General features: G+C 66.8%; 18 protein-coding genes. 8 read left to right on the top strand and 10 right to left on the bottom strand.

Annotation, left to right across the window (positions count from 1 at the left end; all coding sequences use genetic code 11):
* Positions 1–210: 210 nt before the first annotated feature.
* Entirely contained in the window at positions 211–771 is a 561-nt protein-coding gene (locus BSY239_RS14925; RefSeq protein ID WP_069047485.1) for an outer membrane beta-barrel protein, read from the bottom strand.
* Positions 772–1,045: 274 nt separating this feature from the next.
* Here BSY239_RS14925 and BSY239_RS14920 point away from each other — a divergent pair, with 274 nt between their 5' ends.
* The 4 genes from BSY239_RS14920 to BSY239_RS14905 all read left to right on the top strand — a co-directional run bounded on the left by BSY239_RS14920 (position 1,046) and on the right by BSY239_RS14905 (position 3,790).
* Positions 1,046–1,573 carry a pyridoxamine 5'-phosphate oxidase family protein gene (locus BSY239_RS14920; protein ID WP_069047484.1) on the top strand — a complete coding sequence of 176 codons (528 nt, stop codon included), beginning with the start codon at positions 1,046–1,048 and terminating at the stop codon, positions 1,571–1,573.
* Complete coding sequence (locus tag BSY239_RS14915) at positions 1,570–1,875, top strand: hypothetical protein (protein WP_069047483.1); 306 nt, start codon at positions 1,570–1,572, stop codon at positions 1,873–1,875. Before BSY239_RS14920 ends, BSY239_RS14915 begins: the two co-directional genes overlap by 4 nt.
* Before the next feature lie 113 nt (positions 1,876–1,988).
* Positions 1,989–3,245 (top strand): Hsp70 family protein, encoded by a 1,257-nt coding sequence (locus BSY239_RS14910; protein ID WP_069047482.1) that lies wholly within the window; start codon positions 1,989–1,991, stop codon positions 3,243–3,245.
* 56 nt (positions 3,246–3,301) lie between these two features.
* Entirely contained in the window at positions 3,302–3,790 is a 489-nt protein-coding gene (locus BSY239_RS14905; protein WP_069047481.1) for a hypothetical protein, read from the top strand.
* Positions 3,791–3,815: 25 nt separating this feature from the next.
* Here the strand turns inward: BSY239_RS14905 and BSY239_RS14900 are convergent, their stop codons facing one another.
* From BSY239_RS14900 to BSY239_RS14860, 9 genes are all read right to left on the bottom strand, one after another.
* Positions 3,816–4,880, bottom strand: a complete 1,065-nt coding sequence (locus tag BSY239_RS14900) for an aldose epimerase family protein (protein WP_069047480.1) — start codon at positions 4,878–4,880, stop codon at positions 3,816–3,818.
* A 5-nt stretch (positions 4,881–4,885) separates the two neighbouring features.
* Positions 4,886–5,797 carry a 5-dehydro-4-deoxyglucarate dehydratase gene (gene kdgD, locus BSY239_RS14895; RefSeq protein WP_069047479.1) on the bottom strand — a complete coding sequence of 304 codons (912 nt, stop codon included), beginning with the start codon at positions 5,795–5,797 and terminating at the stop codon, positions 4,886–4,888.
* Between the two features lie 38 nt (positions 5,798–5,835).
* Positions 5,836–6,804: a Bug family tripartite tricarboxylate transporter substrate binding protein gene (locus BSY239_RS14890; RefSeq protein WP_069047478.1), complete on the bottom strand. Its 969-nt coding sequence runs from the start codon at positions 6,802–6,804 to the stop codon at positions 5,836–5,838.
* A 48-nt stretch (positions 6,805–6,852) separates the two neighbouring features.
* On the bottom strand, positions 6,853–8,142 hold the full coding sequence (locus BSY239_RS14885; protein ID WP_069047477.1) for a glucarate dehydratase family protein: 1,290 nt from the start codon (positions 8,140–8,142) through the stop codon (positions 6,853–6,855).
* A 28-nt stretch (positions 8,143–8,170) separates the two neighbouring features.
* The gene (locus tag BSY239_RS14880) at positions 8,171–9,457 is read right to left on the bottom strand and encodes a TRAP transporter large permease (protein WP_069047476.1); all 1,287 of its coding nucleotides are present in this window, start codon (positions 9,455–9,457) and stop codon (positions 8,171–8,173) included.
* On the bottom strand, positions 9,457–9,987 hold the full coding sequence (locus tag BSY239_RS14875) for a TRAP transporter small permease (RefSeq protein WP_069047475.1): 531 nt from the start codon (positions 9,985–9,987) through the stop codon (positions 9,457–9,459). Before BSY239_RS14875 ends, BSY239_RS14880 begins: the two co-directional genes overlap by 1 nt.
* 151 nt (positions 9,988–10,138) lie before the next feature.
* The gene (locus BSY239_RS14870; protein ID WP_069047474.1) at positions 10,139–11,116 is read right to left on the bottom strand and encodes a TRAP transporter substrate-binding protein; all 978 of its coding nucleotides are present in this window, start codon (positions 11,114–11,116) and stop codon (positions 10,139–10,141) included.
* Between the two features lie 49 nt (positions 11,117–11,165).
* On the bottom strand, positions 11,166–12,068 hold the full coding sequence (locus BSY239_RS14865) for an SMP-30/gluconolactonase/LRE family protein (protein ID WP_069047473.1): 903 nt from the start codon (positions 12,066–12,068) through the stop codon (positions 11,166–11,168).
* A 5-nt stretch (positions 12,069–12,073) separates the two neighbouring features.
* On the bottom strand, positions 12,074–12,883 hold the full coding sequence (locus BSY239_RS14860; RefSeq protein WP_069047472.1) for an NAD-dependent epimerase/dehydratase family protein: 810 nt from the start codon (positions 12,881–12,883) through the stop codon (positions 12,074–12,076).
* Between the two features lie 166 nt (positions 12,884–13,049).
* Between BSY239_RS14860 and BSY239_RS14855 the strand changes: the two genes are divergently transcribed.
* From BSY239_RS14855 to BSY239_RS14840, 4 genes are all read left to right on the top strand, one after another.
* Positions 13,050–13,820 carry a FadR/GntR family transcriptional regulator gene (locus BSY239_RS14855; RefSeq protein WP_069047471.1) on the top strand — a complete coding sequence of 257 codons (771 nt, stop codon included), beginning with the start codon at positions 13,050–13,052 and terminating at the stop codon, positions 13,818–13,820.
* Positions 13,817–15,289 carry an aldehyde dehydrogenase (NADP(+)) gene (locus BSY239_RS14850; RefSeq protein ID WP_069047470.1) on the top strand — a complete coding sequence of 491 codons (1,473 nt, stop codon included), beginning with the start codon at positions 13,817–13,819 and terminating at the stop codon, positions 15,287–15,289. Before BSY239_RS14855 ends, BSY239_RS14850 begins: the two co-directional genes overlap by 4 nt.
* On the top strand, positions 15,283–16,236 hold the full coding sequence (locus BSY239_RS14845) for a DMT family transporter (protein ID WP_069047469.1): 954 nt from the start codon (positions 15,283–15,285) through the stop codon (positions 16,234–16,236). The genes BSY239_RS14850 and BSY239_RS14845 overlap by 7 nt, the downstream gene beginning before the upstream one ends.
* Positions 16,237–16,332: 96 nt before the next feature.
* Positions 16,333–16,917, top strand: a complete 585-nt coding sequence (locus tag BSY239_RS14840) for an NnrU family protein (protein ID WP_069047468.1) — start codon at positions 16,333–16,335, stop codon at positions 16,915–16,917.
* Positions 16,918–16,959: the final 42 nt, after the last annotated feature.

Here is a 16,959-nt window from a genome sequence, read left to right as displayed (position 1 = left end):
CACTCGCCGAATTTCTTCCGCTGACCGGCAGCACTCAGTCTTTTCCAGACGATCAGCTCGAGTATGAATTCGTCAGCATCATTCGACACCTCAAATACGAACGTTCAATGGCGTTTCAAATCTTCTGAATCGTGGCCCCCAACACTCGTTTTGACTCACCGAGCAGAAGATCAAGAGCCACCCCGTGGCAGCCCTTGATCCCCTCAAAACTTAGAACCGAACGCCGTAAGCCAGCGCCACGCCCTGCGCCTTCACGCCGTCTTCCTTGTAGTAGCTCATCCAGTTGGCTTGCACGTACGAGGTCTTGGTCAGGTTCAGGTTCACGCCCAAGCCGTAGGCGGCGCCTGTGTCGCTGTCGCTGACGCTCACGCCGCCTGAAGACAGGGTGAGTTTGGTGCGCAGGTAGCCCAGACGGGCGAACAGTTCAACGTTTTCGGTGACCTTGACGCCGGGCTTCACGAAGACGCCGACGGTGTTGTTGACCTTGGCGTTGATGCCGATGCCCGTGCCGTTGAACTCGATCTCGTCCTTGACGATGCCCAGGCCCAGGAAGCCTTCCACGGCCACGTTGGGGTGCAGCTGGTAGCCGAGCACGCCGGTCAGGGCGCCGGGGCCGGATTTCAGCGTGTTCGCGCCGTCGGTGAAGTCCAGGCCAATGGCTGCGTAGCCGATTTCGGCGTACATCTTGGAGGGGGCCTGGGTTTGGGCCTGGGCGCCTGCGGCAGCAACGGTGAAGACGGCTGCGGCAAGGGCTTTGTGTGCGAAGGTCATGTGAGAAAAAATGTAAAAAATGAATGAACAAAGTTAGGAGAGCGCTGAGAGTAACAAGCCAATAAACCCTATGTTTCAAACGGTGGTGCTTCCACAACGCCAGGGGCAACCATCCCCCATCTGTGGGTTGCGCCCTGGTCGATTGGCTCGAATCACGGCGGGCTGCCAAGTGCCGCGTTGTTGGGGCATGTGCTCGCAGGTTCGCCACCGCACAGACCCGCGCCGCGTTTGTTTCTACCGTGGTGGTTCCACACACCGATGACGAGGACCACCCATGAACATCGAGACCCAGACCACCCCCGAGCTCAAGCACATTGCCGAGCTGATCGAAGACATCGCCACTTCGATGCTCACCACCATCGAAGCCGACGGCTCCTTGTCCAGCCGCCCGATGTATGCGCTGGAAATGGACGCCAGTGGCGCGATCTGGTTTTTCACCGACACGCGTTCGTCCAAGGTCGAACGCCTGGGCGTGGCCAACCTGGCGTTCACCGATCTGGACGACAGCACCTATGTGTCGCTCTCGGGGCATGGCGAGATCGTCACAGACCGCGGTCGTATCGAACGCCTGTGGTCGCCCTTTGCGCGCCCCTGGTTTCCTGATGGGCCGGATTCACCCAACCTGGCCTTGCTGAAGTTTGTGCCGCACTCGGCGGACTATTGGGACGCGCCCAACAGCAAGATGGTGCGTGCCGTGAGCGACCTGGTGTCCATCGTCGCGGGAAAGCCCATCGGCATGGGTGAACACGGTTCACACCAGGGTTTGTCGGGCGGTGCCCTGCCTTCCGGGAGCCGCGCATGAGCCCGCCTGGCCAACCCGCCGTGCCCCCTCAACCCGTTGAGCCCGACACGCCCTTTGAGCTGCCGCCTGCGGAGGAAGACACGCCTTTGAAGTTGCCGCACGAGCGCGACGAAGACACGGACATGACCGACGACCAGCCGGACCCGAAGATCCTGCAGGCCTGGAAAGACCTGAAACAAGGCCAGGTGGACACCGACATGCGCGCCACGCCGGGCCAGGATGCGGCGAAGCGCGGCCAGCATGTGCCGGGCGCGGGCGGGCAGCAGCTGCCCAAAGAAGAGAACAGCGTTCCTCGCAAGTAGCGGGCGCTGTGGCAGGGCTCGGGGGCCCTGCCACACAAGGGTGGCAGAATCCGCGCTCCCCATGGACCGGCGCTCCCGCTCGTGCCTCGGGGGCCAACTCCCTTCTGCTCCCCATGACTCCTCCGCTCCACGGCACGCTCGGCATTGATTTCGGCACTTCCAATTCGGCCATGGCCTGGGCCGATGTGCGCGGCACGGCACACCTGATTCCGCTGGAGGGCGCAGCGGTTTCCATGCCCACGGCGGTGTTCTACAACTCCGAAGACAGCACCACCCACTTTGGCCGCGACGCGGTGGCGCAATACCTCGCCGGCACCGAAGGCCGCTTGATGCGCTCGCTCAAGAGCCTGCTGGGCAGCCCGCTGCTGCTGGAGACCACGGTGGTCAACCACCAGCAGATCAGTTTTCAGGAGATCGTGGCCACCTTTCTGGCCGCGCTGCGCGAGCGCGCGGCGCAAACGCTGGGCGTGGCGCCCACCAAGGTGGTGATGGGCCGTCCGGTGCATTTTGTGGACGACGACCTGGAGCGCGACGCGCTCGCACAAGACTCCTTGCTGCAGGCCGCGCAGGCCGTGGGTTTTCGCCAGGTGTCGTTCCAGCTGGAGCCGATTGCCGCCGCGCTGGACTACGAGCGCCGGCTGGACCGCGAGAGCGTGGTGCTGGTGGTCGACCTGGGTGGCGGCACGTCCGACTTCACCGTGGTGCGCCTGGGCCCGCAGCGCATGAAGCTCGCCAACCGCGCGGGCGATGTGCTGGCCACCACGGGGGTGCACATCGGCGGCACCGACTTCGACCACAAGCTCAGCCTGGAACAGGTCATGCCCCTGCTGGGCTACAAGCACCTCGGCCCGCAGCAGCGCGAGGTGCCCAGCCGCGTGTTTTTTGACCTCTCCACCTGGCACCTGATCCAGTGGCTCTACCAGCCGCGCGCGCTCAGCCAGGCGCAGCAGCTGCGCGTGAACTACAGCAACGTGGCGCTGCATGAGCGCCTGATGAAGGTGCTCAAGCACCGCGACGGCCACCGCATCGCCCACGAAGTGGAGCAGGCCAAGATCCGCTGCTCCAACGAAGACGGCGCCACGCAGGTGGATTTGTCGGAAGTGGAGCGCGGCCTGGGCGCCGACATGCACGCCGACGCCATGCGCGACCAACTGGGCAACCTGCTCGCGCGCACCGTGGCCTGCGCGCGCGAATGCGTGCAACGCGCCGGCCTCACCGACAGCACGCTGGACGCGATCTACCTCACCGGCGGCTCGTCCGCGCTGCGGCCGTTCCAGCGCGCCCTGCAGGCCGAGTTTCCGGGTGTGGCCATGGTCGAGGGTGACCTGTTTGGCGGTGTGGCCTCGGGCCTGGCCTACAGCCGGTCTTGAACTTGGTGGCGAACGCGTCCTCCAAATGCCACCCATTGAACACAGGAGATCGAACCATGCGCATCGTGTTGTCCTTGCTCACCGCTGCGGCGGTGTTGTCGGCGTGCAGCGGTTACGCGCCGCCCGCCCAGCTCACCGGCGCCACCCGGGACGAGGTGGTTGCCCGCATGGGGCCGCCGGAGACGCAGCGCCAGGTGGACGGCGGCACCCGGCTGGAGTTTCCGCGCGGGCCGTATGGCCGCCACACGTACTTTGTGTACCTCGACGGTGCCGGGCGCGTGACCCGCTCCGAGCAGGTGCTCAACGAGGCGAACTTCCTGCAGATCAACCCCGGCATGACCCAGGACGAGGTGCGCCAGCGGCTGGGGCGCCCCGGTGAGGTGCGGGGGCTGGCCCGTTCGCGCGGGGTGGTGTGGAGTTACCGCTACGAAAACCCGTTCTGCCAATGGTTCCAGGTGGAGATTGCGCAAGACCAGGTGGTGCGGTCCGCCGGCTACGGCGAGCCGCCCGAGTGCAACAAGCGGGAAGAGCCTTTCATCCTCTGACCGGGCGGGTGGATCCCGCCAGGAATCAGGTCACGCCGAAGCGGTACACCGTGGTTCCCCGGTAAGGCCGTCCCGGTGCCACCAGGTTCTGCGGCAGCGCGGGGCAGTTGGGCGCGTTGGGAAACCACTGCGGCTCCAGGCACACGGCGCAGCGCGGCCGGTGCCGCACACCCTGTTTGCCCGCATCGGGCTTCTCCGCCACCCCCAGCTGGCCCGCGGTGTACACCTGCAGCAAAGGCTCGGTGGTCCACACATCGAGCGTGCGACCGCTGGCTTCGCTGCGCAGTTGTGCGCACAGGCGCGCTTCGCTGCGGCTGTCGGTGCCCAGCGGATAACTCAAGTCGATGTCGGGCACGGTGCCCAGCGTGGTGGCGCTGCGCAGATCGTGCACATGGCCGTTCAGCGACACACGACCGCCGGTGGCGATGCCGTCCACCCCGGTGGCCAGCACGTCGTTGGCGTCTGGCACCTGCAGCACATGGCCGTTGATGTTGGCGCCTTCGCTCACGCCGTCGAGGTTGAAGTAGATGTGGCTGGTGAAGCTGGCCGGACCGGGCTCGTCCAGCGCGGTGGCCAGGTGTTCGATCACCAGCGCGTTGTCGTCGCTCAGCCGGTAGGTGAGCTGCAGGTCCAGCGTGCCGGGGAAGTCGTCTTCGGCGGTCAGAAAGCGGTGGCGCAGCTCCAGGGTTTGCGCGTCGGGCTGCACCGCGTCAAACGCGCGGTGGCGCGCGCCGCGGGGCCCGCCGTGGATGCAGTGGGCGCCCGAGTTCGGCGTGAGCCGGTGTTCGCGCCCGTCCTGCGTGAAGTGCGCGCCGCCAATGCGCCCGGCATAGCGGCCCACAAACGCGCCCATCGACGGTGAGCCGCCGAGCACGGCGTCCAGGCTGTCGTAGCCCAGCGCCACGTCGTCCAGCACGCCCTGCCGGTCGGGCACCACGATCTGCAGCACCTTGGCGCCGAGGTTGGTGATGGCCACGACCATGCCGCGTGCGTTGCGCAGAAAGAAGAGGGCGGTGGGCCGGCCGTCCACCTCGCCCTGGAAGCGGGCGGGGTCGAGCAGGTGGGGGAACGGTGTGGGCGTGGGCGTCATGCGCCTTATTGTGGGCCGAGCGCTGTGATCAAACGACCAAGTGCTTCCATCTCGGCGGGCTTGAGGTCGGTCAACGGTGCGCGCACCCGGCCGGCGCCGTGGCCCACGAGCTGGGCACCCGCCTTCACGATGCTCACCGCGTAGCCCTGGCCCTTGTTGCGGATGTCGAGGTAGGGCATGAAGAAGTCCTTGAGCAACCGGTGCTGCGTGGCGTGATCGTCGGTGCGCACGGCTTCGTAGAACTGCATCGCGGTCTTCGGGATGAAGTTGAACACCGCCGACGAATACACCGGCGTGCCCAGTGCCTTGTAGGCCGCCGCGTACACCTCGGCCGTGGGCAGGCCGCCCAGGTATGAGAAGCGCTCACCCATCTTGAGGTAGATCGACATCATCATTTCGATGTCGCCCACACCGTCCTTGAAACCGATGAGGTTGGGGCAGCGGTCGGCCAGGATGGCGAGCGATTCGGGCGTGAGCTTGCAGACGTTGCGGTTGTAGACAATCACGCCGAATTTCACGCTCTTGCACACCTGCTCCACATGCGCGATCAGGCCTTCCTGGCCGGCTTCGGTCAGGTAGTGCGGCAGCAGCAACACGCCGTGTGCGCCCATGCGTTCGGCTTCCTGCGCGTGCGCGATGGCGGTGCGGGTGGGACCACCGGCGCCGGCAATGATGGGCACCTTGCCGCGGCAGGTGTCCACCGCGGTCTTGATGATCTGGCCGTACTCGGCGCCCGAGAGCGAGAAGTACTCGCCCGTGCCGCCCGCGGCGAACAGGGCACTGGCGCCATACGGTGCCAGCCACTCCAGCCGCTCAGCGTAGCCCTTGGCGTTGAAGTCGCCGTGGCCGTCGAAATCGGTGATGGGGAACGACAGCAGTCCGCTGCTGACGATGGTCTTGAGATCCTGGGGGTTCACGGAAACGTCCTCTGCTTGAAAAATCGGCGGATGAGAAATCAGTCGAGCTTGATGTTGGCTTCGGCCACCACCTCGCCCCAGCGCTTGCGCTCGCGCTCAAAGAAGGTGTCTTGCTCGGTGGGCTGCATCGTGATCACCTCGGCGCCCTGGCCGGTCAGGCGGGCGCGCACGTCGGGGCTGCGGATGATCTTGATGAGTTCGGTGTTCAGGCGCGCGATGATGGCTGGCGGCGTGCCGTTGGCCACCAGCACCCCCTGCCAGGTGCCGGACTCGAACCCGGTGACGCCTTGTTCGGCCAGTGTGGGGACGTTGCCCACCAGCGGCATGCGTGTTTTCTTGGAGATGCCCAGCACCTTGAGGCGCCCGCTCTGCACGTGTGGCAGCGTGGCCAGCATGCCGTTCATGATCACCTGCGTCTGCCCTGCCACGGTGTCGGTCACGGCTTGTGAGCCGCCCTTGTAGGGCACGTAGATCCACTTGGCGCCGGTGGCGCGCTGCACCGCCACGCCGGCCACGTGCGGCGCGCTACCCACCGCGGTCACCGCAAAGTTCAGGTCGGAGGTCTTGGACAACTCGACCAGTTCCTTGAGGTTGTTGGCCTTCACCGAGGGGTGTACCGCGAGCATGTGCGGCGAGTACGCGAGCATGGTCACGCCGCGCAAGTCTTTGCTGGGGTTGAAGGCCAGCTTGGTGTAGACCGAAGGGCTGATGGCGAGTGCGCCCACATCGCACAGCAGCATCGTGTGGCCGTCGGGTGCGGACTTGGCCACCAGGTCGGCGCCGATGTTGCCGTTGGCACCCGCCCGGTTTTCCACCACCACGGGCTGGCCCATGCTCTCCGAGAGCAGCTGGCTGATGGCGCGCGCGATGATGTCGGACGAGCCGCCCGGTGGGTAGGGAACGATGAGACGGATGGGCTTGTTGGGAAAGCTCTGCGCGTGGGCCGGCAGTCCCACGGCGGCGATGGCGGCAGAGGCAGCGATCAGCTGCCGGCGGTTCAAGGACATGGACATTTCCTGGAGGTGTGGAGAAAAAGAGGCGCGCTGCTGCAGCGCTCAGAAGCGCGGCTGCGCGCCGGTGAACGAGGGGTCGTACTTCTGCATCTGCGCGAGGTCGTTGCGGTTGCGGATCCCGCAGTGCAGGTAGTTGTCGTGCAGGCGGGCCAGCGCCTCCCGGTCGATCTGCACACCCAGGCCGGGCGTGGTGGGCACCCGCAGGCTGCCGGCATCGAACCGCAGCCGCCCGCCTTGCACCACCTCGTCGTCCTGCCAGGGGTAGTGCGTGTCGCATGCGTAAGAGAGGTGCGGCACCGAAGCGGCCAGGTGCGTCATGGCCGTGAGGCTGATGCCCAGGTGCGAATTCGAATGCATCGACAGGCCCAGGCCGAAGGTCTCGCACATCAGCGAGAGCCGCTGCGTGGCGCGCAGACCGCCCCAGTAATGGTGGTCGCTCAGCACGATCTTCACCGGGCAACCCATCTCGGCGTTGCGGCGGAATTCCTTGAGGTCGGTGACCACCATGTTGGTGGCCAGCGGCACCTCGCAGGCCTGGGCCACAGCGGCCATGCCGTCCAGGCCGGGGGCCGGGTCCTCGTAGTACTCCAGCACGCCGCGCAACTGCTCCACCACCTTCAGGCTGGTGGGCACGGTCCAGTTGCCGTTGGGGTCGATGCGCAGCGGCGCGCCGGGGAAGGCCCTGGCCAGCGCCAGCAGGCCCGCCACCTCTTGCCCGGGCGGCAGCGCGCCGGCCTTGAGCTTGATGCTCTTGAAGCCGTACTGGCCGATCATGCGGCGCGCCTGCGCCACCAGCTGTTCGGGCGTGATGGCTTCGCCCCAGGGGTCGGCTGCGTAGGGCTTCTCGATGTGTTCGGCGTACTTGTAGAACAGGTAGGCGCTGAAGGGTACGCTCGCGCGCGCCGCGCCACCGAGCAGGTCCACCACCGGCGCATTGGCCAGCTGGCCCTGCAAATCCATCATGGCGACTTCAAAGGCGCTGATCACCTTGGCCACCGTCTTGGACACGTGGGTGCCTGGTGCCAGCGAGACCTGGGTGCCGAGGAACTCGGAGGCCGTCTGCTTCGGCGTGACCAGGGCGGCCACGCGCGTTTCCATGTCGTTCAGCGCCCAGGGCGAGAGACCGGTGAGCGCCGGCGCGGCCTTGGCCATGGCTTCGAGCATGGGCAGGTCGCCGTAGCTCTCGTTGATGCCGACCAGGCCCGAGTCGGTTTCGATCTCGATGATCGAGCGCAGGGCCCAAGGCTCGTGGATGCCGGCGGCGTTGAGCAGCGGTGGATCGCGGAAAGCGATCGGCGTGACACGGACGTGTCGGATGGCGTGGGATGTCATGGAAGGCGACGAAAAGGATCGGAGGGGCTCAGCGCGCGAGCACGGTCTGCGGCAGCCACAGCGAGATGGCGGGCAGGTAGGTCACGGCCATGAGCACGGCGAACAGCGCCACGTAGAAGGGCAGCAGGGCCTTGACCACGGTCTCCATCGGCAGTTTGGCGATCGCACTGCCCACGAACAGCACCCCGCCCACGGGCGGTGTGATCAGCCCCATGCCGAGGTTGACCATCATGATCATCCCGAAGTGCACCGGGTCCACGCCCAGCGAAGTGACCACCGGCAGCAGGATGGGCGTGAGGATCAGGATCAGCGGCGCCATGTCCATCAGCGTGCCCAGGGCCAGCAGCAGCACGTTGATCATCATCAGGATCACGTAGCGGTTGTCCGACAGCGTGGTGAACATCGTCGTGATCTTCAGCGGGATCTGCATCAGCGTCATGATGTAGCCGAAGCTCGCGGCGAACGCGATCAGGATCATGACGATCGCCAGCGTCTTCACCGTGCGGTGCACCAGCTTGGGCAGCTCGTGCCACTTGTAGTCGCGGTAGACAAACATGGTCACGCCGAAGGCCCAGAGCACGGCGATGGAGGCCGATTCGGTGGCGGTGAACACGCCGGTGAGGATGCCGCCCAGGATGATCACCATGGTCATCAGGCCCCACAGCGCATCGGCGCAGATCTTCAGCGCCTGGCGCAGCGGGATCACGTCGCCCTTGGGGTAGTTCTTGCGCCTGGCGATCACCAGGCACATGGTGGCCAGCGTCATGCCGAGCATCAACCCCGGCAACACACCGGCCAGGAACAACGCGGCAATCGACACCGAGCCGCCGGCCGCGAGCGAATAGATCACCGCGTTGTGGCTGGGCGGAATCAGGATGGCCTGCACCGAGCCACTGACGGTGACAGCCGTGGCGAACTCGCGCGGGTAGCCCTTCTTCTCCATCTCGGGAATCAACACCGCACCGACCGAGGCCGTGTCGGCCATGGACGAGCCGGAGATCGCGCCGAAGAAGGTGGAGGCCAGGATGTTGACCAGCGAGAGGCCGCCGCGGATGAAGCCCACCAGCACGTTGGCAAACGCGACCAGCCGGCGTGCCATGCCGCCCTCGGCCATGATGGCGCCGGCCAACACAAAGAAGGGAATGGCGAGCAGCGAGAACTTGTTGACGCCGCTGCTGATGGCGATCATCACCGCGTCCAGCGGGATGTCGATCCACCACGCGCCGATGAGCGCCGCGATGCCGAGCGCATAGGCCACAGGTGTGCCGATGATCATCAGCACAAAGAAGCTGCCGAGCAGGATGAGCGCGTCCATCAGGCGGCCTTTTCTTCAGAGTCGGAAATGAGGTCGAACTGGACCACGGTGCGCTGGCTCTGGTCTCCGTAGACCAGGAACTCGAGCACAAAGAGCAGGGTGACGAAGCCACCCAGCGGCACCGGCACATAGGTCAGGCCCACGGGCAACCAGGGCAGTTCGGGGATGGACTGGCCCCAGGTGCCCATGCACAGCTTGATGCCGTAGAACACCATGAAGGCGCTCACGCCCACCATCAGCAGGTTGACCGCGAAGGCCATGACGCCGCGCACGCCGGCCGACATGCGCTCGGTGAGCATGACCACCGCGATGTGGGCACCGGCGCGGTAGGCCGCCGCAGCACCCAGGAAGGTGAAGATCACCATGAGCAGGATCGAGATCGGCTCGGGCCACTGCGACCCGGTGCCCAGCACGTAGCGCGCGAAGATGCCCCAGGGAATGAATATCGACATCAGAAAGACGCAGGCTCCGGCCACCCAGATGCAGGCCAGGTAGACGGCGTCGAGCGCGCGGTGGATCGTTTCAGCCATGGTGGTGAAGGAGGTGAATCAGAAAGGGAGCGAAGAAGCGCAGGCGGTGCACGTGCCCCACCCAGGGCGCCCGTGGATCCGGCTGTGCCGGTCCACAGGGCGCGTCCCCCCACCGGGGGGAAGCCGCCAAGCGGCGCAGGGGGGGTAACGCTTACTGAACGGCGCCGATGCGCTGCATCAGGTCCGCGTTGCGCGCGCCGTACTTGGCACGCACAGGGGCGGTGGCGTCAAAGAAGGGCTTGTTGTCGAGTTCGATGAACTCCACACCGGCTGCCTTGAGCTTGGCCGAGTACTCGGTCACGCTCTTGTCCCACAGCGCGCGCTGTTCCATCTGGGCTTCACGCGCCAGTTTCTTCACCAGCGCCTGGTCGGCCGGGGTCAGCTTGTCCCAGGTCACCTTGGACATCACCAGGATCTCGGGAATGATCAGGTGGTTGGTCTGGCTGTAGTACTTGGCACCGGTGGTGAAGTGGTTGCTGGTGAACATGCTGGGTGGGTTGTTTTCCGCACCGTCGATCACGCCGGTCTGCAGCGAGGTGAACACCTCGCCGTAGGCCATGGAGATGCCGTTGCCGCCCATGGCGTTCATGGTGTCCACGAACACGGGGTTGCCCATCATGCGAATCTTCTGGCCCTTGAGGTCGGCCGGGCTGCGCACCGGCTTCTTGGTGTAGAGGCTGCGCGAGCCGCCGTCCATCCAGCCCAGGCCGACCAGGCGTGCCGGGCTGGCCGTGACCTTGGCCAGCAGTTCGTCACCCACGGCGCCGTCGATCACCTTGCGCATGTGCGTGATGTCGCGGAACACGAAGGGCATGTTGAACACGTCCACCTCGGGCACCACGGGGCCGATCACACCCAGCGAGATGCGGGCGAGCTGGATGGCGCCGAGCTGGGTTTGTTCCACGGCTTCTTTTTCCTGGCCGAGCACGGCGCCAGCGAACATCTGCACCTTGATGCGGCCGTTGGTGGCGGCATCCAGCTTTTTGCCCATGCTCTCCACGGCGGCCACGGTGGGGTAGCCGGCGGGGTGGGTGTCGTGGGCCTTGAGCACGATGTTTTGCGCATAGGCGCTCAAGGGCATCAGGCTGGCCATGGCCAGGCTCAGGATCAGTCGGCGTTGGGTTTTCATGTTGTCTCCGTTGGGTTGATGTGACGAGGTGAAAAAATGCCGCGATGTCTCAGACCACGCAGCGCGGCTCGTCCAGGCCCCTCACGCCTGGACGCAGTGCAAAAACGCCACCGGCCAGCGGCTGGTCGGACAGATCGCCGCCGGGCCGGATGGAGGTGACGAACAAGGTGTCGAAGCCGCTGCCGCCGAAGGCGCACATGGCCGGTTTTTTAACCGGTACAGCGAGCGATCGGTCCAGCCGGCCGTCGGGTGTGAAGCGGTGCACCAGGCCGGCGTCGTTGCCGCAGATCCAGTAGCCTCCGTCTTCGTCCATCGCAGCGCCGTCGGGCCGACCGGGCAGCGGCTTCATGTCGATGAACACGCGTTGACGGCTCGGTGTGCCGCTGTCCACGTCGTAGTCGAAGGCCCACACGGTCTGCACGTTCGGGTGCGAGTCCGAGAGGTACATGGTCTTGCCATCGGGGCTGAAAGCCATGCCGTTGGGGGTGATGAGGCAGCCGTGCAAGGCGCGAGCCCGCGAGCCTTCCAGCGCGTACACGCTGCCGGCGGCCGAGGCCAGCGACATGTCCATCACCATGGTGCCGGCGCGCAGCCGGCCCTGGCGGTCGCAGCGGCCGTCGTTGAAGCGCATGCCGCCCTGTGGGTGCTGCACGGAGGTGATGGTCGCCCACGTGAGGGTGCCGTCGGCGTGGGGCGTGAGCAGCGCCACGCCGGTTTCCATGGCGGCGACCCAGCGGCCGTGCGCCGTGGCTTCGCTGCCCGCAGCCAGCGCGATGCAGCCGGGCATTTCGGGTGTGGGCCACTGGCGCGCCTGGCCGGTGCCGGCGTTCCAGCACCACAGCGCGCGACCCGGGATGTCGACCCAGAACAGGCACTGGCGCTGCGCGTCCCAGACGGGGCTTTCGCCCACGCCGTTGCGTGCGTCGAACAGCAGTTCGGCTTGTTCGCTCATGGCGATCAAAACGGACCGGCCTTCACGAAGCCACCACCCTGGTAGATGGCAACCGGGTCGTTGAGGTCGGGCGCGCTGGTGCGGGCGAAGACGGCTTCACGGAACACGTCGGAGCTGTCCTTGGCGACGAAGCCCACGTGGCGCGCGCGGCTGTTGTCCCACCAGGTCACGGCGTTGTTGGACATGCCGAACACGATGCTGTGGCCCAGCACCGGGGTGCTCAGGCAGGCGGTGATGAGGCGATGCAGGTCGTCAAAGCTCAGCCACGTGGCGAGCATGCGGCGGTCTTTGGGTTCGGGGAACGAGGAGCCGATGCGCACGCACGCGGTCTCGATGCCGTGGCGATCGAAGTAGAGGCGGGCAAGGTCTTCGCCGAAGGCCTTGCTCAGGCCGTAGAACCCATCCGGCCGCGCGGGGTGTTCGGCGTGGATGGTTTCGCTTTGTTTGTAGAAACCGGTCACGTGGTTGGAGCTGGCGAACACCACGCGCTTCACGCCGTGCTGGCGCGCCGCTTCATAGAGGTTGTAAGCGCCGACGATGTTGGCCTGCAGGATGGACGCGAACGGTGCCTCCACCGAGATGCCGCCCATGTGCACGATGGCGTTGCAGCCGGCGACCATGGCGTCGACCTCGGCCGCGTTGGACAGGTCGGCCAGCACGATCTCTTCGCCGGCCTTGGCATCGCCCAGACCCGCTTTGTCGGACAGGCGCAGCACCTCGCAGTTGCCCTTGAGGCGTTCGCGCAGTGCGGTGCCCAGGCCGCCGGCGGCGCCGGTCAGCAACAGGCGGTGGTGGGTTTTCAAGGTGTTTTCCATGGAACTCGTGCGGTCTCGGCTGAAGATTTCGGAAGCATTTGTCGAAGCGCTTGGACATATCGCAAGTGCTTTGCTACAGTCCGCACATCTTGTGTTGTCTGTTGTCGGTTGTCAGACAACTGGGCGAATTGTGTGAACCCCGAGGTGGGGTGTCAAGGAAAAAACGATGCTCTCCGTGAAAACCCTAGGTGCCGAATCGGGCCCGGTCGAGGCCGTGCTGACACGCCCGCGCCGACCCCGTGGCCTGGTGCCCGAGATCGTCGACACGCTCGCCGCCGACATGCGCGAAGGCCGGTTGCAGACCGGCGACAAGCTGCCCACCGAGTCCGAGCTGATGGGCCGTTTCGAGGTCAGCCGCACGGTGGTGCGCGAGGCCATCTCGCGCCTGCAGGCCTCGGGCCTGGTGGAAACGCGCCACGGCATCGGCACCTTTGTGATGGCGCCGCAGGAGCAGAGCAACTTCCGCATTGCGCCCGAAGACTTCGCCACCGTGGCCGACGTGATCTCGCTGCTGGAACTGCGCATCAGCCTGGAGAGCGAGGCCGCGAGCCTGGCCGCGCAGCGCCGCGACGACAGCCACCTGCACAACATGGCCAGCGCACTCGCGGCCTTTGAAGCGTCGATCGCCGAGTCGTCCGACGCCGTGCCGTCGGACTTCCAGTTCCACATGGAGGTGGCGCGCGCCACGGGCAACCGACACTTCGCCGACCTCATGACCTACCTGGGCACCATGATCATTCCGCGCACCCGGATCAACACCGCCAGCAGCGCGCCCGAAGGCCGGCTGGCCTACCTGCGGCGCGTGCACACCGAGCACCAGAACATCTACAACGCCATTCGTCAGCGCGACGCTGACACCGCACGCACGGCCATGCGCACCCATCTCTCCAACAGCCGCGAGCGTCTGCGCCGCGCACAGCCCGACTCCCCCACATGAACGACCTGCAATCCTTTGACGCGCGCTCCGGCGCCGCGCACGGCGAACCCCTGCGCGCTTCCACCCCTGAATCCATCGATGCGGCCGTGCTGGCCGCTGCGGCTGCGTTCGACACCTGGGGCAGCAGCACCGGTGCGCAGCGCGCCGCCTTGCTGGAGGCGCTGGCCGCTGCACTCGAAGCCGACCGCGAGGCCCTGGTGGCGCTGGCCGACACCGAAACGGCCCTGGGCACTGCGCGCCTGAACGGCGAACTCGACCGCACCGCATTCCAGTTGCGCCGCTTCGCCGCCATCGCCACACGCGGTGTGCCGTTCGAACGGCTGGACGATCCGGCCGTGGCCGGCGCGCCGCCCGTTGGCCACCCGGCCATGGTGTTGCAGCGCGTGCCGCTGGGCCCGGTGGCCATGTTCGCCGCGAGCAACTTTCCCTTCGCGTTTTCGGTGCTCGGTGGCGACACCGCGTCGGCCCTGGCCGCGGGCTGCCCGGTGGTGGTGAAGGCGCACCCGGGCCACCCGCTGCTGTCGCTGCGCGTGTTCGGTCTCATACAGACCGTGTTGCAGGCGCAAGACCTGCCCGTCGGGCTGGTGAGCATGGTGCAGGGAGCCGGTGTGGAGGTGGGTGTGGCGCTGGTGCGCCACCCGCTGATCGCCGCCGGGGCCTTCACCGGCTCCACGCGCGGTGGTGCGGCGCTGCAGGCCGAGGCCAACGCCCGCGCGCGCCCGATCCCGTTTTACGGCGAGCTGGGTTCCATCAATCCGGTGGTGGCCTTGCCCGCCGCGCTGCAAGCCAGGGGCGGTGAGCTCGCCACCCTGTTGGCCGGCTCCATCGTGCAGGGCTGCGGCCAGTTCTGCACCAACCCCGGTTTGATCGTGCTGATCGACGGGTCCGAGGCCGATGCTTTTGTGGCGCAACTCGCCACCGCGCTCGCGGCCCAGACGCCCCACGCCATGCTCACCAGCGGCATGCGCCGCGCGTTCGACGCGGGCGTGGCGCGCTTCCTCGAACACGGCGCGCAAGCCCTGGTGCAGCAACCCGGCAGCGCGCAGGCGCCCGGTCCGCAACTCTTGCAAGTGAGCGGCGCGCAGTTCCTGCAACAGAGCGCGCTGCACGACGAGGTGTTCGGTCCGTCCAGCCTGATCGTGCGCGCGGCATCAAACGCCGAGGCGCTGGCGGTGCTGGCCGCTGTGGGTGGCAGCCTCACCGTGACCCTCTGGGGTGCGGACACCGAGTCGGACGACACCCGCGCGCTGGTGCGCGGCGCCATGGCCATTGCGGGTCGTGTGCTGTTTGCCAGCGTGCCCACGGGAGTGGCCGTCACGGCCGCGCAGCAGCACGGCGGTCCCTGGCCCGCGTCCACCGCGCCCATGACCACCTCGGTCGGTGACGCGGCACTGGATCGATTCCTGCGCCCGGTGAGCCTGCAAGACGCGCCGGGCTGGCTGCTCGCGCGCCAGGGTCGGCCGTGCTGACCGGCAGCAGCAGCGCCGCCTTCTTCACCCGCCCGCGCAACGTGGTCCTCCTGGCCACGCTGTGTTGCCTGCTCTGGGGCAGCGCTTACCCGGCCATCAAGAGCGGCTACGCGTTGCTCGCCATTGGCCGCGACGACACCGCCTCGCAGCTGGTGTTTGCCGGTTTCCGATTTGTGCTGGCGGGTGTGTTGCTGCTGGGCATGGCGCGCGCCATGGGCCGACCGGTGCTCGCGCTCTCGCGTGCCGACCTGGGCCGCGTGGGTCTCTTGGGCCTGGCGCAGACGGCGCTGCAGTACGTGTTTTTTTACGTCGGCCTGGCCCACACCACCGGCGTGAGGGCGTCAATCTTCAACGCCACCGGCACCTTTTTCAGCGTGCTGCTGGCCCACTTCATCTACACCAACGACCGCCTCAACCGGCGCAAGACCATCGGTTGCCTGGTGGGTTTTGCCGGTGTGATGGCGGTGAACCTGCGCGGCGCGAACGAGCTGGACGCGCAGTTCACGCTGCTGGGCGACGGCTTCATCGTGATCGCCGCCTTCGTGCTCTCGGCGGCCAGCATTCTGGGCAAGCGCCTGTCGCAGCAGATCGACGCCATGGTCATGACCGGGTACCAGCTCGCCATGGGTGGCCTGGTGCTGACGTTGCTGGGCCATGCCCTGGGCGGTGAGCAGCGAGGCATGGGCGTGGCGGCCGCGTCGCTGCTGCTCTACATGGCCATCCTCTCGGCCGTGGCGTTTGCGCTGTGGGCTGCGCTGCTCAAGCACAACCGCGTGGGCATGGTGTCGGTGTTCAACTTTTTGATTCCGGTGTTCGGCGCCTTGCTCTCCGCGCTGTTCCTGGGCGAAGCGATCCTGGCGTGGCGCAACGCCGTGGCTTTGCTGCTGGTCTGCGGCGGCATCTGGCTCGTGACCACCACGGCGCGCACGCACCCCGCGACCGCTTGACCCCGCCGGGTGCGGGCGGGCGCCATCGGGGCTACAGTGCCGCCATGCGTGCGGATGGCCGGATAGTCCACCACCGACCGCGCAAGGAGTGCCCTCATGCTGTTGCTGATTCTGGGGCTGGTCCTGTTCCTGGGCATCCACTCGGTGTCCATCGTGTCGCCCGACGGGCGCAACCGCCTGGCGAAGCAGATGGGCGAAGGGCCGTGGAAGGGCCTGTATTCCCTGGTGTCGCTGGCGGGATTCGCGCTCATCGTCGTGGGCTACGGCGCGGCGCGTGAAGCGCCGGTGGTGCTCTACACCTTGCCCAATGGCTTTCGCCATCTCGCCGCGTTGCTGATGCTGCCGGTGTTCGTGTTGCTGCTTGCCGCGTACCTGCCCGGGCGCATCCAGCGCGCGGCCAAACACCCCATGCTGCTCGCGGTGAAGCTGTGGGCGCTGGCCCACCTGCTGGCCAACGGCACGCTGGCCGATGTGTTGCTCTTCGGGGGCTTCCTGGCCTGGGCGGTGGCGGACCGCATCTCGGTGAAGAAACGTGCCGCCAAAGGTTTGACGCGCGCGGCCCCGGCGCTGCCGGGCAGCAAAGCCAACGATGCCATCGCCGTGGTGGGGGGCCTGGGCCTGTATGTGCTGTTCGTGGTGTGGGCGCACGCCTTCCTCTTCGGCGTGCGGCCGTTTGGTTGAGCGGCCTGGGGGAACCCTGGCGCCCACAGGTGCACCAACCGG

Source organism: Hydrogenophaga sp. RAC07, assembly GCF_001713375.1.
Taxonomy (GTDB): Bacteria; Pseudomonadota; Gammaproteobacteria; order Burkholderiales; family Burkholderiaceae_C; genus Hydrogenophaga.
Note: the sequence above shows the minus strand (reverse complement) of the source record. Positions and strands in the feature narration are given on the sequence as shown.

What these genes read in the sequence shown, in the direction of transcription:
- BSY239_RS14880 (WP_069047476.1), bottom strand. Translation starts at nt 9,457, where the DNA reads ATGGACGCGCTCATCCTGCTCGGCAGCTTCTTTGTGCTGATGATCATC.
- BSY239_RS14900 (WP_069047480.1), bottom strand. Translation starts at nt 4,880, where the DNA reads ATGACGCCCACGCCCACACCGTTCCCCCACCTGCTCGACCCCGCCCGC.
- BSY239_RS14855 (WP_069047471.1), top strand. Translation starts at nt 13,050, where the DNA reads ATGCTCTCCGTGAAAACCCTAGGTGCCGAATCGGGCCCGGTCGAGGCC.
- BSY239_RS14910 (WP_069047482.1), top strand. Translation starts at nt 1,989, where the DNA reads ATGACTCCTCCGCTCCACGGCACGCTCGGCATTGATTTCGGCACTTCC.
- BSY239_RS14860 (WP_069047472.1), bottom strand. Translation starts at nt 12,883, where the DNA reads ATGGAAAACACCTTGAAAACCCACCACCGCCTGTTGCTGACCGGCGCC.
- BSY239_RS14875 (WP_069047475.1), bottom strand. Translation starts at nt 9,987, where the DNA reads ATGGCTGAAACGATCCACCGCGCGCTCGACGCCGTCTACCTGGCCTGC.
- BSY239_RS14925 (WP_069047485.1), bottom strand. Translation starts at nt 771, where the DNA reads ATGACCTTCGCACACAAAGCCCTTGCCGCAGCCGTCTTCACCGTTGCT.
- BSY239_RS14870 (WP_069047474.1), bottom strand. Translation starts at nt 11,116, where the DNA reads ATGAAAACCCAACGCCGACTGATCCTGAGCCTGGCCATGGCCAGCCTG.
- BSY239_RS14865 (WP_069047473.1), bottom strand. Translation starts at nt 12,068, where the DNA reads ATGAGCGAACAAGCCGAACTGCTGTTCGACGCACGCAACGGCGTGGGC.
- BSY239_RS14885 (WP_069047477.1), bottom strand. Translation starts at nt 8,142, where the DNA reads ATGACATCCCACGCCATCCGACACGTCCGTGTCACGCCGATCGCTTTC.
- BSY239_RS14915 (WP_069047483.1), top strand. Translation starts at nt 1,570, where the DNA reads ATGAGCCCGCCTGGCCAACCCGCCGTGCCCCCTCAACCCGTTGAGCCC.
- BSY239_RS14890 (WP_069047478.1), bottom strand. Translation starts at nt 6,804, where the DNA reads ATGTCCTTGAACCGCCGGCAGCTGATCGCTGCCTCTGCCGCCATCGCC.
- BSY239_RS14840 (WP_069047468.1), top strand. Translation starts at nt 16,333, where the DNA reads ATGCTGTTGCTGATTCTGGGGCTGGTCCTGTTCCTGGGCATCCACTCG.
- BSY239_RS14850 (WP_069047470.1), top strand. Translation starts at nt 13,817, where the DNA reads ATGAACGACCTGCAATCCTTTGACGCGCGCTCCGGCGCCGCGCACGGC.
- BSY239_RS14905 (WP_069047481.1), top strand. Translation starts at nt 3,302, where the DNA reads ATGCGCATCGTGTTGTCCTTGCTCACCGCTGCGGCGGTGTTGTCGGCG.
- BSY239_RS14920 (WP_069047484.1), top strand. Translation starts at nt 1,046, where the DNA reads ATGAACATCGAGACCCAGACCACCCCCGAGCTCAAGCACATTGCCGAG.